General features: G+C 44.5%; 13 protein-coding genes. 9 read left to right on the forward strand and 4 right to left on the reverse strand.

What is annotated here, in order from left to right; all coding sequences use genetic code 11:
- Nucleotides 1-64: 64 nt before the first annotated feature.
- Entirely contained in the window at nucleotides 65-607 is a 543-nt protein-coding gene (seqA, locus tag H735_RS08345) for a replication initiation negative regulator SeqA (RefSeq protein ID WP_005436968.1), read from the reverse strand.
- 92 nt (nucleotides 608-699) lie between these two features.
- On the opposite strand from seqA, the gene H735_RS08350 reads away from it, so the two are divergent.
- From H735_RS08350 to fldA, 3 genes are all read left to right on the forward strand, one after another.
- Nucleotides 700-1,467: an alpha/beta fold hydrolase gene (locus H735_RS08350; RefSeq protein WP_020197163.1), complete on the forward strand. Its 768-nt coding sequence runs from the start codon at nucleotides 700-702 to the stop codon at nucleotides 1,465-1,467.
- Between the two features lie 112 nt (nucleotides 1,468-1,579).
- Entirely contained in the window at nucleotides 1,580-1,801 is a 222-nt protein-coding gene (locus tag H735_RS08355; protein ID WP_005446406.1) for a DUF2788 domain-containing protein, read from the forward strand.
- Between the two features lie 48 nt (nucleotides 1,802-1,849).
- The gene (gene fldA / locus H735_RS08360) at nucleotides 1,850-2,383 is read left to right on the forward strand and encodes a flavodoxin FldA (RefSeq protein ID WP_005436966.1); all 534 of its coding nucleotides are present in this window, start codon (nucleotides 1,850-1,852) and stop codon (nucleotides 2,381-2,383) included.
- A gap of 53 nt (nucleotides 2,384-2,436) precedes the next feature.
- Here fldA and H735_RS08365 read toward each other — a convergent pair whose 3' ends face one another.
- A complete protein-coding gene (locus H735_RS08365) occupies nucleotides 2,437-2,940 on the reverse strand; it encodes a DUF4442 domain-containing protein (RefSeq protein WP_020197164.1) in 504 nt (167 codons plus the stop codon).
- A 199-nt stretch (nucleotides 2,941-3,139) separates the two neighbouring features.
- Here H735_RS08365 and fcrX point away from each other — a divergent pair, with 199 nt between their 5' ends.
- On the forward strand, nucleotides 3,140-3,589 hold the full coding sequence (gene fcrX, locus H735_RS08370) for a ferric iron uptake transcriptional regulator FcrX (protein WP_020197165.1): 450 nt from the start codon (nucleotides 3,140-3,142) through the stop codon (nucleotides 3,587-3,589).
- Nucleotides 3,590-3,661: 72 nt separating this feature from the next.
- Nucleotides 3,662-4,249 (forward strand): type II secretion system protein, encoded by a 588-nt coding sequence (locus tag H735_RS08375; RefSeq protein ID WP_009707216.1) that lies wholly within the window; start codon nucleotides 3,662-3,664, stop codon nucleotides 4,247-4,249.
- A gap of 98 nt (nucleotides 4,250-4,347) precedes the next feature.
- Here H735_RS08375 and glnS read toward each other — a convergent pair whose 3' ends face one another.
- Nucleotides 4,348-6,018 carry a glutamine--tRNA ligase gene (glnS, locus tag H735_RS08380; RefSeq protein ID WP_020197166.1) on the reverse strand — a complete coding sequence of 557 codons (1,671 nt, stop codon included), beginning with the start codon at nucleotides 6,016-6,018 and terminating at the stop codon, nucleotides 4,348-4,350.
- Nucleotides 6,019-6,252: 234 nt separating this feature from the next.
- The gene (gene nagE / locus H735_RS08385; protein ID WP_009707218.1) at nucleotides 6,253-7,827 is read right to left on the reverse strand and encodes an N-acetylglucosamine-specific PTS transporter subunit IIBC; all 1,575 of its coding nucleotides are present in this window, start codon (nucleotides 7,825-7,827) and stop codon (nucleotides 6,253-6,255) included.
- Nucleotides 7,828-8,316: 489 nt separating this feature from the next.
- On the opposite strand from nagE, the gene nagA reads away from it, so the two are divergent.
- The 4 genes from nagA (at nucleotide 8,317) to asnB (ending at nucleotide 14,236) form a co-directional block, all read left to right on the forward strand.
- Nucleotides 8,317-9,453, forward strand: a complete 1,137-nt coding sequence (nagA, locus tag H735_RS08390) for an N-acetylglucosamine-6-phosphate deacetylase (RefSeq protein ID WP_020197167.1) — start codon at nucleotides 8,317-8,319, stop codon at nucleotides 9,451-9,453.
- Nucleotides 9,454-9,455: 2 nt separating this feature from the next.
- The gene (gene nagC, locus H735_RS08395) at nucleotides 9,456-10,670 is read left to right on the forward strand and encodes a DNA-binding transcriptional regulator NagC (RefSeq protein WP_005436955.1); all 1,215 of its coding nucleotides are present in this window, start codon (nucleotides 9,456-9,458) and stop codon (nucleotides 10,668-10,670) included.
- 81 nt (nucleotides 10,671-10,751) lie between these two features.
- The gene (locus H735_RS08400; protein ID WP_009707220.1) at nucleotides 10,752-12,341 is read left to right on the forward strand and encodes a cation:proton antiporter family protein; all 1,590 of its coding nucleotides are present in this window, start codon (nucleotides 10,752-10,754) and stop codon (nucleotides 12,339-12,341) included.
- A gap of 230 nt (nucleotides 12,342-12,571) precedes the next feature.
- Nucleotides 12,572-14,236: an asparagine synthase B gene (asnB, locus tag H735_RS08405; RefSeq protein ID WP_009707221.1), complete on the forward strand. Its 1,665-nt coding sequence runs from the start codon at nucleotides 12,572-12,574 to the stop codon at nucleotides 14,234-14,236.
- Nucleotides 14,237-14,338 lie beyond the last annotated feature (102 nt).

The following is a 14,338-nucleotide window of genomic DNA, read 5'->3' on the forward strand; positions in this document are numbered from 1 at the left end:
AAAATCAAAAAAGCCTCATAATATCCGCTAAACGCTACACATTATGAGGCTTCTATCAGGTTTCTTAGATTGAACCTGTTACTTTCTCTATTAAGTCCGGCTGGAATTCCATGTGAGTCATCACCTGCTCCACCATTTGTCGCTTACGACTGGTGTTGTTGTTGGTGATTACCCAGAATGGCGTGCCAGGAATTGCTTTAGGTTTGGTAGTGTTACCGTTTGCTAGCAGAGTCTCTTCGTTATCAGCAAAGTAAACGCGTTTGCGTCCTTTCACTTTTGTCGCTTGAGAGAAGCTCTCTGGATTCAGTTTGTGTAAGGTTGATAATACCAACATGAAGCGATCAATCGCTTTCTTAAGACCAGCAAATTCATCAGAGATAAGTAGAGAACGCATCTCTTTTACGATATCTACTGATTCTGCTTTGCCAGCATCTTTACTTACTACAATCCCTTGTGGCTGTTCTACTACAGGTGCAACAACTGCTTCCTGCAACTGGCCATCAAGGTTCAAAAGGCGTCGTAAAATATCCGAGGCACTTTCACCGATATGCTTGGTTTGACCCGCAATGTAACGGTATAGATCCTCATCAACCTCAATTGTTTTCATTCGCTTTTCACATTCTCAATGTTTAAACTCTGGGGGATTATAACGAGATCCTCGCGGATACTCCACGTTAAACCCATCACGAATAAGATAAAATGTCAGCATTACTCAACTATAAGCAGGAAGGGCAAGGCCAAACGGTTGTTTTGATTCATGGATTGTTTGGCAGTTTCAGTAATCTAGGTTTACTGGCTCGCGACCTCGTTCAAGATCACTGTGTGATCAGTATTGATCTACGAAATCATGGCCTCTCTTTCCATTCAGACACACACAATTACGAAGTGATGGCACAAGATGTTGCTGATTTGCTTCGCCATTTAAGCATCGAACCAGCACTTGTCATCGGCCACTCTATGGGTGGAAAAGTTGCGATGAAACTGGCAGATATCGCTCCTGAATTCGTAAAACAACTTATTGTCTTAGATATGGCGCCAGTGGCTTACCAGACTAATCGCCATGATAACGTGTTTAATGGTCTGCAAGCCGTAGTAAAAGAACAACCAACTAACCGCCAACAAACCATGGACATTCTTGCTCAACATATTGAAATGGATGGTGTAAGACAATTCTTATCGAAATCGTTATACAAAAACGGCGATAAAATGGATTGGCGCTTCAACGTTGCTAGCTTGCTCAACAACTACGACAACATCATTGGTTGGCAAGAAATCACACCAACAGACATCCCAACTTTATTTGTCAAAGGTGGTGATTCTGATTACTTGATGCCTGAGCACCAACCAGCCGTTAAGCGACAGTTTAACAATGCAAAAGCGCACATTATTGCTAATACAGGACACTGGCTACACGCTGAAAAACCAGCAGAAGTCATGCGGGTGATCAGGAAATATATTTCGAGTTAACAAATTCGAAAAACAACGCCAGATTATTGAAATAACCCTTCTTGTTGTGCATTAACTTTACCGTTTAACAGTGGTATAGTGCGCCCAAGAATTTTTGGCATGAAGGACGACAATGCTATACGACTATATGGACATGCTCGAGTCGATCGGGCTCGATCTTCTTTTTGCTGCTATCTTCTTTTTCATCGGGATGGCGATAAAAGATGTACTAAAGCAAGGCAATGTACCTGTTTTTGGTCGTCGTATTGTATGGTTGGTTCTTTTCCTAGGCTGCGCTGGTTTCATAGCTAAAGGCCTGATTCAGCTCAGCTGGGAAGGCACAGGGCTAGGTTAAGCCCCTCTCCCCATCGCCAGTAACAAACAATGTAAAGGTATAGACTCTATGGCAAGTGTAGGTATCTTCTTCGGTAGCGACACAGGTAATACTGAAGCCGTTGCAAAGATGATTCAAAAGCAACTAGGTAAACAACTAGTTCACGTTCAAGACATCGCAAAAAGCAGCAAAGAAGACATTGATAACTTTGATCTTCTACTTCTAGGTATCCCAACTTGGTACTACGGTGAAGCACAATGTGATTGGGACGATTTCTTCCCAGAGCTTGAGCAAGTAGACTTCTCTACGAAGCTTGTTGCTATCTTCGGTTGTGGTGACCAAGAAGATTACGCAGAGTACTTCTGTGATGCAATGGGCACAGTACGTGACATCGTTGAAGCAAAAGGCGGCACTATCTTGGGCCACACTTCAACTGAAGGTTACGAGTTCGAAGCGTCTAAAGCACTCGTAGAAGGTGATGATAGCCAGTTTGTTGGTCTATGTATCGACGAAGACCGTCAACCAGAATTGACTGACGAGCGCGTTGAAAACTGGGTTAAGCAAATCTACGAAGAGATGTGCCTAGCTGAGCTTGAAGGCTAATAACGCATTCGTTAAAAAAGACCTCCTGTTGGAGGTCTTTTTGTATCTGTCTATCAAGAAGCTTCCGTAGCTACCTCTTCCTCTCTGTATTGAGGTTTCTTCCTCACATACAACTTGCGCTGCACTTCGGATACAACATTGCCGTCTTTGTCTTTCACATGGGTAATAAATTCCGGAAAGCACTTTTCGCCATTACGAGTCATTTGGTAAATATCGTCTAACATGCCTTCGGTTACTTCAAACTCGGCAAACAAATCACTCTGTCCAGGTTTAATGAAATTGATGCTGGCTTCTTTGTCCCAGACGTAATATTCCTCACGCAGAATACCCATCAACATCAGCGAATAGATCGGATCGGTCAACGAGAAAATGCTGCCACCATATTGGGTTCGATTGGCGTTTTTGTTCCACCAGTGAAGCTTCAAGCGGACTTTAACCGTTCGAAAATCTTCAGAAATATGTAAGATTTTGATACCTGCGCCCCAAAATGGCGGCCAAATATTGAGCGCAAACTTCACAAATCCCGGTTTATATATCTTAGCAAGTCGCTTATTCATAACTATCCGTAGTCTTTGCGTTCTAATGTTATCAATTTGTAACTGGTCTGATCTGTAATATAATCGACCTGTTTCCAATTTACAAAAAGAATCTATTAACCCTTTGAAGTTCGTGGTTTAATGTTCAGTACGCTTCGCCTATAATGGTAGGAATATTGAATTCTGTTAAATCGCTGCAGATGATCCAACGGGAAAGTATATGTCAGATAATAATCAGGCGCTGAAGGATGCGGGCTTAAAAGTAACCCTTCCAAGGCTAAAAATTTTAGAAGTACTTCAGCAGCCAGACTGCCAGCACATCAGTGCTGAAGATTTGTACAAAAAGCTGATTGATCTAGGTGAAGAGATCGGTCTAGCAACCGTTTATCGTGTACTAAACCAGTTCGATGATGCTGGTATTGTAACTCGCCACCACTTCGAAGGTGGTAAGTCAGTATTTGAACTGTCTACTCAACACCATCACGATCACTTAGTGTGTCTAGACTGTGGTGAAGTGATTGAATTCTCTGACGATGTGATTGAACAGCGTCAAAAAGAAATCGCAGCTAAGTACAACGTGACGTTAACTAACCACAGCTTGTACCTATACGGCAAATGCACGGACAGGTCTTGTAAAGACAATCCAAACGCGCACAAGCCAACAAAGTAAGAAGTATTTCTTTTTACTCATAAACATAGTAAAACGTCAGCTAAGGCTGGCGTTTTTTTATGGAGAAAAACGATGAAGAAAAGGAATTCTAAAGGCTTTACCCTACTTGAGCTGATTATTGCGATTGTTATTCTTGGGATACTTGCTGTTGTAGCCGCACCGCGATTCCTAAACCTTCAGGATGACGCCTACGAAGCAAAAATGGAAGCGATCGCAGACCAATTTGAAACAGCTGTTCGGTTTACACAAAGTCAATGGCTAGTGAATGGTGGTACACCTGAGGCACAGCAAAACATTGACGGTTATGGTGGTGGAGAATTGGATGTAAATGAGTTTGGCTTTCCACTTGGCACTGACAAAGGTAACCGTAATGGCGTCATTGGCAATCCCTACAATATAGGACAGGGAAATGCAGGTTGCATTGCAGTATGGCAAGCTCTGATTGGAAATGAATACTCTCTATCAAATAATCGTAACGCTAACGATCAATTTGACTTTATTACTCGTCGAGTTCAAGACAAAGACTCTCATCAATCTGTTTGCTACTACACGTATACCAAGAAAGGTTACGAACGAGATCCTGAGCGTTCAACCTTCGTTATATGGTACGACTCAAAAACTGGTAGTGTCACTACATCCAAACCGACTCGATTAGATTAGATTAGATTAGATTAGATTAGATTAGATTAGATTAGATTAGATTAATCATAAAAAATGCCAGCAATGATGCTGGCATTTTTGTTAGCGAAGAATAGAGATTATTGGTTCTCAATTTTCGCCCAAGTATCACGTAGACCAACCGTACGGTTGAATACTAGGTTATCTGCTGAAGAATCTTTTGAATCTGCACAGAAGTAACCCATACGCTCAAACTGGTAACCTGTTTCCGCTACTGCAGTTGCTAGGCTTGGCTCAACAAAACCGTTTAGAACCACTAGTGATTCAGGGTTGATTGTCGCAGCAAAGTCATCCGCAGCCGCTGGGTTTGGTACTGTGAACAAACGATCGTACATGCGGATTTCTGCAGGCAATGCTTTGTCTGCTGATACCCAGTGAATTACGCCTTTCACTTTGCGGCCATCTGCTGGGTTCTTACCTAGCGTTTCAGCATCGTAAGTACAGAAGATTGTTGTGATGTTGCCGTCTGCGTCTTTCTCGATGCGCTCAGCCTTGATCACGTATGCGCCACGTAGACGTACTTCTTTACCTAGAACAAGACGCTTGTATTTCTTGTTTGCTTCTTCACGGAAGTCTTCACGCTCGATCCAAACTTCACGAGTGAATGGCACTTCACGCTCACCCATCTCAGGTTTGTTTGGATGGTTAGCAACAGTCAGCGTCTCTACCGCGCCTTCTTCGAAGTTCTCGATAACGATCTTAACTGGATCTAAAACAGCCATCGCACGTGGTGCGTTTTCGTTTAGATCATCACGAATACAAGATTCTAGTGAACCGAACTCAATCATGTTCTCTTGCTTCGTTACACCGATACGCTTACAGAATTCACGAATAGATGCTGATGTAAAGCCACGACGACGCAGACCAGAGACTGTCGGCATACGTGGGTCATCCCAACCATCAACCAATTTCTCAGTCACTAGTTGGTTTAGCTTACGCTTAGACATCACTGTGTATTCAAGGTTTAGGCGGCTGAATTCGTACTGGTGTGGACGACAATCAATCGTGATGTTGTCTAGAACCCAGTCGTACAGACGACGGTTATCCATGAACTCTAGAGTACAGATAGAGTGCGTAATGCCCTCTAGCGCATCAGAGATACAGTGTGTGAAGTCGTACATTGGGTAAATGCACCACTTATCACCAGTCTGGTGGTGAGTCGCAAAACGTACACGATAGATAACTGGGTCACGCATTACCATGAATGAAGAACCCATGTCGATCTTCGCACGTAGACACGCTTTGCCTTCTTCGAATTCACCTGCACGCATTTTTTCAAATAGCGCTAGGTTTTCTTCTACTGGGCGGTCACGGTATGGGCTTGGTTTACCCGGAGCCGTTAGCGTACCGCGGTATTCACGAATCTGCTCAGGACTTAGCTCATCAACGTACGCTAAGCCTTTATTAATCAATTCAATTGCATATTCGTAAAGCTTGTCGAAGTAGTTTGATGAGTAACATACTTCACCATCCCACTCAAAGCCCAACCAGTTTACATCTTTCTTGATAGACTCAACGTATTCGATGTCTTCTTTTTCAGGGTTTGTATCGTCGAAACGTAAGTTACATTGGCCCTGGTAGTCCTGAGCAATACCGAAGTTCAAACAGATAGACTTAGCATGACCGATGTGCAGGTAGCCATTCGGCTCCGGCGGGAATCGAGTATGCACGCTAGTGTGTTTACCATCCGCTAGATCTTTATCAATGATCTGGCGAATAAAGTTTGATGGACGAGCATCAGCTTCACTCATCTATAGCACCTCAAAAATATTAGTATTGTCAGAGAAAACAGTACTCCGTAGCCTCACTCGGTTTACAGAGTGCATTGTTCCTAATGATCCACAATTCTTAGCGATTAGACAACAAGAACCGTCGTTAAAACGGCAATATTTCTCTTCTTCGCTTGAAAGCGCAGCATATTAGATCCGCACAAACAAAAAAAGACCTCCCGAGGGAGGTCTTTATAGAGAGTCAGTAAGATGTAATTAAGGAAGTTTTACATCTGATAGGTCTTCACCTGCACCGATTGCTTTCATTTCACCAGCAACGATTTCTGCAAGAGGACCAAGGATAACTTGAAGGTTGTTTTCACCAAGCTTAACCACACCTTTCGCGCCTAGTTTCTTAAGAACAGCTTCGTCAGCAACAGAGCGGTCTTTAAGTGTTAGACGTAGACGAGTGATACACGCGTCGATTGAAGTTAGGTTATCGTGACCACCTAGCGCTTTTAGGTATTGACGAGCTAGGTCACCTTTTGCTGCATCACCAGCTGGAGCTGCAGACGCTTCTTCGTCGTCATCTTCACGACCTGGTGATTTCAGGTTGAAAGCGCGGATTGCGAAGCTGAATGTGAAGAAGTATAGAGCACCGAAGCTTAGACCTAGAGCAAGAAGCACTAGAGGCTTAGTTGCTAGACCGTAGTTCAGTACGAAGTCGATTAGACCCGCAGAGAAACCAAAGCCGTGTAGTGTGCCAAGCATGTTTGCAAGTACTAGAGACAGACCTGTAAATACTGCGTGGATTGCGTATAGAGCAGGTGCTAGGAATACGAACATGAACTCTAGAGGCTCAGTGATACCTGTTAGGAATGAACAGAATGCTACTGAGAATAGTGCGCCACCAACTTGGCTACGTTTCTCAACTGGTGCTGCTAGGTACATTGCAAGTGCCGCACCTGGTAGACCGAACATCATTACAGGGAAGAAACCGTTCATGAATACACCAGCGCTCTTATCGCCACCGAAGAAGCGGTGTAGGTCACCAGATTTTAGAGTTTCAGTTACTTCTTTAACTGTTGCTGTGATTTCTGGAGTTACAGAGTTAGCGAATTCGAATGTGTGAGTTTGACCAGCAACAAGAGTCTTAGCTAGAGCTGGGTCAACACAAAGCTGTTGTAGAGCAGGAAGCGCTTGACCAGCAGCAGTTGCGCCAGACACTAGAACTTCTTGACACGTGCCCATACCGAACCAGAAGTATGAGTTTAGTACGTGGTGTAGACCTACAGGGATAAGTGCACGGTTAAGAGTACCGTATACGAACTGACCGATAGCACCAGAAGTAGAAACTGCGTGCGCTAGCGCGTCAAGACCGCCTTGAATTGTTGGCCATACAACACCAGCAATTGCACCAGCAACTAGCGAGAATAGACCCGCCATGATTGGTACTAGACGTTTGCCAGAGAAGAATGCCAACCACTCAGGAAGACGAGTAGCGTGGAAAGCGTTGTAAGAGTGACCAGCGATGATACCAGCAATGATACCGCCGAAGAATGACATGTTAACGCTTGCATCGATTGTTGCTGCTGTTGCAGTAAGAACGAAGTAAGCAACTGCACCAGCTAGACCAGCAGCACCTTGACCGTCTTTAGAAAGACCGATCGCGATACCTAGACCGAATAGTAGTGGTAGTTGACTAAAGATTGCGTTACCAGCAGATGCCATAAACGCGATATCTAAAAGGTCAGGCTGACCCAAACGTAGTAAAAGCGCTGCAACTGGAAGCGTTGCGATAGGAAGCATAAGAGCTTTACCTAACTTCTGCGCGTATCCAAGAATATTCACCTTAAGTTCCCCCTATAGGATTTTATGTTTTGTTGAATAACTTATTTCAGTCGTTCAATTTAGTCGCTACCAGTTTATGATATTAATTTTGCTCCGCAAATTAAAACCTCATTGTTTGTGATCATAATCACCAGAAATTGGTCATTCAGAAGGTTTTTGCTAGCGAGATCATAAAACTTATTTTATTATACGAAAAAATGGCGTTTTAGAGATAAGATTCTCGTACTTTATGCAAGACAGAATCAGTGTTATTTTGGTATCTCTACAGATGATTCGCAGTAACTTTGCTCTGGAAAACAATCATAAAAACTAATTCATTTATTATTTTTCAGTTAGTTACTTTGATAATGACATCGATAAAACGCGACTTGCTGTATGTGACTCGTTATCTAATTCAGTGATACAAACTAAGTACCAGCCCGACTCACAGAGTCACCAGTTAGATAACGGAACAGAAAATGAATTCTCATCTATAAGGACTAGCTGACTATGTACGCGCTAAGTAACTGTAAAATCTATACCGGTAGTGATGTTCTTACCGATCATGCTGTCATCATCGACAATGACCAGATTCAATCAGTTGTGCCAGTAACTCAACTACCAGAAGGTATTGAAGTTAAAGATCTGGACGGTGCTAACCTAAGCCCTGGTTTTATCGACCTACAGCTAAACGGCTGTGGTGGTGTGATGCTTAACGACGAAATCACACCAGAAACAATGCAGATCATGCACGAAGCTAACCTAAAATCTGGTTGTACAAGCTTCCTACCTACTCTTATCACTTCTTCAGACGAAGACATGCGCGCTGCAATCTCAGCGGCTCGCGAGTACCACAACAAATACCAAAACCAATCGCTAGGTCTGCATCTTGAAGGTCCGTACCTTAACGTAGCGAAAAAAGGTATTCACAGCGTTGACTTCATCCGCCCTTCTGACGACGGCATGATTGACTTGATCTGCGCGAACGCTGACATCATCGCAAAAGTTACACTGGCACCAGAACAAAATGACCCTGAGCACATCTCTCGTTTGAAAGCAGCTGGCATCGTGGTTTCTATCGGTCACACCAACGCCACTTACGCAGAAGCACGCCAAGGCTTTGAAGCAGGTATCTCATTTGCGACTCACCTATTCAACGCGATGACACCAATGGTTGGTCGTGAACCAGGTGTGGTGGGTGCGATTTACGATACACCAGAAGTTTATGCAGGCATCATTGCTGATGGTTTCCACGTAGACTACGCAAACATCCGAATTGCTCATAAAATCAAAGGTGAAAAGCTTGTTTTGGTGACGGATGCCACAGCTCCAGCAGGTGCTAACATTGATCACTTTATTTTTGTCGGTAAGAAAGTATATTACCGAGATGGTAAGTGTGTTGATGAAAACGGCACACTAGGCGGCTCAGCTCTGACTATGATCGAAGCAGTTCAGAACACAGTTGAGCACGCAGGCATCGCTTTAGACGAAGCTCTACGAATGGCGACACTGTACCCAGCAACCGCAATCGGTGTTGAGGAACATCTAGGCCGAGTTCGAAAAGGAATGGTAGCGAACCTGACTATTTTCGATCGTGACTTCAATGTAAAAGCGACGGTTGTTAACGGACAATACGAGCAAAATTAAGCATGAATGGCGGACAAATTGGTAATGTAGATTTAGTAAAACAGCTTAACAGCGCTGCGGTATACAGGCTGATTGACCAACAAGGTCCAATCTCCCGTATTCAGGTAGCGGATGTTAGTCAGCTCGCCCCAGCGAGTGTTACCAAAATAACCCGCCAACTTTTAGAGCGCGGCTTAATTAAAGAAGTCGCGCAACAAGCTTCTACCGGTGGTCGTCGAGCTATCTCGTTGACCACTGAAGTAAAACCTTTCCACTCTATCGCTGTTCGATTAGGTCGTGACTACGTGCAATTCTGCTTGTATGACCTAGGCGGCACAGCACTAGCAGAAGACCAGCATGAGCTTCACTACACCAACCAAGCTGACTTAATCGCTGGTTTGATTGATTTATTGAAAGACTTTGTGAATCGCTGCCAAGACAAAATCGACCAACTTATCGCTATCGGTATCACGCTGCCTGGTTTGGTAAACCCAACCACTGGTGTCGTTGAATACATGCCGAATACCGACATTGATAACCTAGCGCTAGGCGAAATCATCCGCGAGAAGTTCAACACCGCGTGTTTTGTTGGTAACGACGTTCGTGGTATGGCGCTAGCTGAACACTACTTTGGCGCGAGCCAAGACTGCCAAGATTCGATTCTGGTTAGTGTTCACCGTGGTACTGGTGCGGGCATCATCGTGAATGGTCAGGTATTCCTTGGCTTTAACCGCAACGTAGGTGAAATCGGTCATATCCAAATCGACCCACTTGGCGAGCAATGTCAGTGTGGTAACTTCGGCTGTCTAGAAACGGTTGCAGCAAACCCTGCCATCGTACAACGTGTGAAAAAACTGATTGCTCAGGGCTACGAATCAAGCCTGACTCAACTTGAGCACATCACTATTGATGACGTTTGTACGCATGCGATGAACGGCGACGAACTGGCGAAGCAAAGCCTTGTACGCGTAGGTAACCAACTTGGTAAAGCTATCGCGATTACAATCAACTTGTTTAACCCTCAGAAGATCGTCATTGCTGGTGACATTACTGCCGCTGAAGAAATTGTGTTCCCTGCAATTCAGCGCAATGTAGAAAACCAATCTCTGAAAACTTTCCACAACGAGCTTCCAATTGTTGCCTCTCACATTGATAAGCAACCAACGATGGGCGCATTTGCGATGATCAAACGCGCTATGTTGAACGGAGTTTTGTTACAAAAGTTACTAGAAGACTAAGTTTATACAACCAATTGAGTTACAATCTCGGGCTGTGGTTTCACAGCCCGTTTTTGTATATCAGGAATATAGCTCAACAGTATGGAAATTATTCTAATTACAACGGCGTTCCTCGCCGGCTTCATCGCTCTAAAATGTAACCTCCCCCCTTTGGTCGGTTTCCTACTCGCTGGTTTCGGCCTTCACGCGTTTGGCTACCAAAGTAATGACGTTATTGTCACGCTTGCTGACCTTGGTGTGACCTTGCTGCTTTTCACCATTGGTTTAAAGCTGGATGTAAAAACGCTGCTTTCTAAAGAAATTTGGGGCGGCGCTACCGCGCACAATATTCTTTCTACCCTTTTCTTTGCGCTGGTTCTAGTTGGACTAAAACTATTAGGGTTGTCATCACTCTCCACGATGGATCACAGCCAAATTCTGCTTCTCGCCTTCGCTCTCTCCTTCTCCAGCACAGTATTTGCGGTTAAGACGCTGCAAGAAAAAGGTGAGATGAACGCGACTTACGGCACACTAGCAATCGGTATTCTGGTTATGCAGGATATATTTGCCGTAGTATTCCTTACTGCTTCGACCGGTAAAATTCCAGAGTGGTACGCCATTGGATTGTTTGCCCTGCCACTCGCTCGACCTCTGTTCTACAAATTGTTGGATAAAGTAGGCCACGGGGAAATGCTGGTGCTGTTCGGCATTTTCTTCGCATTAGTAGTTGGCGCAGGCTTGTTTGAACTGGTGGGAATGAAACCTGATTTAGGCGCGCTGATTTTAGGCATGCTTCTAGCTGGCCACCGCAAAGCGTCCGAGCTATCAAAATCGCTCTTTAATATGAAAGAGCTATTCTTAGTTTGTTTCTTCCTCAATATCGGTTTATCTGCATCCTTGAGCTTTACGGGGGTTGGCTTAGCCCTGCTATTTATCTTGTTGTTGCCAATCAAGGGGCTGCTGTACTTCCTAACCATCAACCACTTTAAGTTCCGTGTGCGTACTTCATTGCTGACGTCGCTATCACTTTTCAACTACAGCGAGTTCGGCCTGATTGTTGGTGGTCTCGCATACAAAATGGGATGGATGCCAAGTGACATGCTGGCAGCGATTGCCGTTGCCGTTTCTATCTCATTTATTATCTCAGCACCACTTAACCGTTTGGGCCATCAGATTTACCAACATTCAGGTAAATGGCTGCAAGAAACCGCAGCAGAGAAACTGAACCAACGCGATCAGCTCATCAACCCAGGTCATGCCCAAGTACTGATCCTCGGTATGGGTCGAATTGGTACCGGTGCATACGATGAACTGCGTTCTCGATACGGTAAGATTTCACTTGGTGTGGAGGTTCGTGAAGAAGCTGCGCATAAACATCGCTCGGAAGGTCGTAACGTGATCTCGGGAGATGCAACTGACCCGGATTTCTGGGAACGCATTTTGGATACGGCTAACGTGAAAATGGTGCTTCTGGCAATGCCACATCACCAAGGTAACCAAACGGCACTTGAACAGCTTCAAAGCCGAAACTACAAAGGGCAGATTGCAGCGATTGCCGAGTATCCAGATCAACTTGAAGGTTTATTAGAGACGGGAGTCGATGCCGCATTCAACATCTACAGCGAAGCTGGTAGTGGTTTCGCACGTCATGTTTGCGAGCAACTTCAACCTCAATTTACACCGATGAAATAAGCATAAAACGCAACCATCTTTATTGAGCCCTCTTCTAATAAGAGGGCTTTTTTGTGCATTTTTTAAACCAAACCTTGATCTCATTCACCAAATTAAAGTTATTTTTAAACACCATCTAACCATCAAGCCTTTTTATCATTTTTTTAATCATCAAACGTTGCTTTTTTTACTCAGAATGGCAAATTGAACCCATACCGATTAAAAATTGTTTAGTTTAAAAAGGATGTTGTATGTGTTCAGTATTTGGCATTTTAGACATTAAGAGCGATGCAGCAGCATTGCGCCCTATCGCCCTTGAGATGTCGAAAAAGCTTCGTCACCGCGGTCCAGACTGGTCTGGTATTTACTCATCAGAGCGCGCAATTCTAGCGCATGAACGTCTAGCGATCGTTGGCCTAAATAGTGGTGCGCAACCACTATACAGCCCTGATAAAAAACTCATCCTTGCTGTAAACGGTGAAATCTACAACCACAAAGAGATTCGTGCTCGCTACGAAGGCAAATACGAGTTCCAAACCGATTCAGATTGTGAAGTTATCCTAGCGCTATACCAAGACATGGGCGCAGACCTTCTTGAAGAACTAAACGGTATTTTCGCATTCGTACTTTACGATGAAGAAAAAGATGAATACCTAGTAGGCCGTGACCACATTGGTATCATTCCGCTTTACCAAGGTTACGATGAGCACGGCAACTACTACGTTGCTTCAGAAATGAAAGCACTAGTACCAGTATGTAAGACCGTGAGCGAGTTCCCTCCAGGTTGTCACTACGGCAGTGCAGATGCAGAGCCTCAACGCTACTACATTCGCGACTGGAACGAGTACGCAGCAGTACAAGGCAACAGCACTAGCAAAGAAGAATTGACTGAAGCGCTAGAAGCAGCGGTCAAGCGCCAACTGATGACAGATGTGCCCTACGGTGTACTTCTTTCAGGCGGTCTAGATTCTTCTATTACATCTGCGGTAGCAAAACGCTTTGCAGCGATGCGTATTGAAGATGATGAGAAGTCTGAAGCTTGGTGGCCACAACTTCACTCTTTTGCTGTCGGTCTAGAAGGCGCACCTGATCTGAAAGCGGCTCGTGAAGTTGCCGACCAAATTGGTACGGTTCACCACGAAATGACGTACACCATCCAAGAAGGTTTGGACGCGATTCGTGATGTGATTTACCACATTGAAACTTATGATGTAACAACGATTCGAGCTTCTACTCCGATGTTCCTAATGGGTCGTAAGATCAAAGCGATGGGCATCAAGATGGTACTGTCTGGCGAAGGCGCCGATGAAATCTTTGGTGGTTACTTGTACTTCCACAAAGCACCAAACGCTCAAGAGTTCCACGAAGAGACTGTACGTAAACTTCTAGCTCTAAACATGTTTGACTGCGCACGTGCTAACAAATCACTAGCGGCGTGGGGTGTAGAAGGCCGTGTACCTTTCCTAGATAAAGAGTTCATTGATGTGGCAATGCGCTTGAACCCAGCCGACAAGATGTGTGGCAACGGCAAGATGGAGAAACACATTCTTCGTGAGTGTTTCGAGCACTACCTGCCAGAATCGATCGCATGGCGTCAAAAAGAGCAGTTCTCTGATGGCGTAGGCTACAGCTGGATCGATACGTTGAAAGAAGTAGCAGAACAGAAAGTGACTGACCAGCAAATGGAAACAGCGCAATACCGTTTCCCTTACAACACACCAACAACAAAAGAAGGTTATGTATACCGCGAAATCTTTGAAGAGTTGTTCCCACTACCATCTGCGGCAGAGTGTGTTCCTGGCGGCCCTTCAGTAGCGTGTTCTTCAGCGAAAGCGATTGAATGGGATGAGTCGTTCCAAAACTGTGTTGACCCATCAGGCCGTGCAGTACAGACCGTTCACAACGATTCATACTAGTTTTAAGCGACATCAATAAGGGTTGGCTCCACCAGCCCTTTATAAAAGACATAATAGATACAATCAAAAAAGAGGTGCTTTCGCACTAATGCCGTTCACTTA

The organism is Vibrio owensii CAIM 1854 = LMG 25443 (assembly GCF_000817815.1).
Classification (GTDB): Bacteria; Pseudomonadota; Gammaproteobacteria; order Enterobacterales; family Vibrionaceae; genus Vibrio; species Vibrio owensii.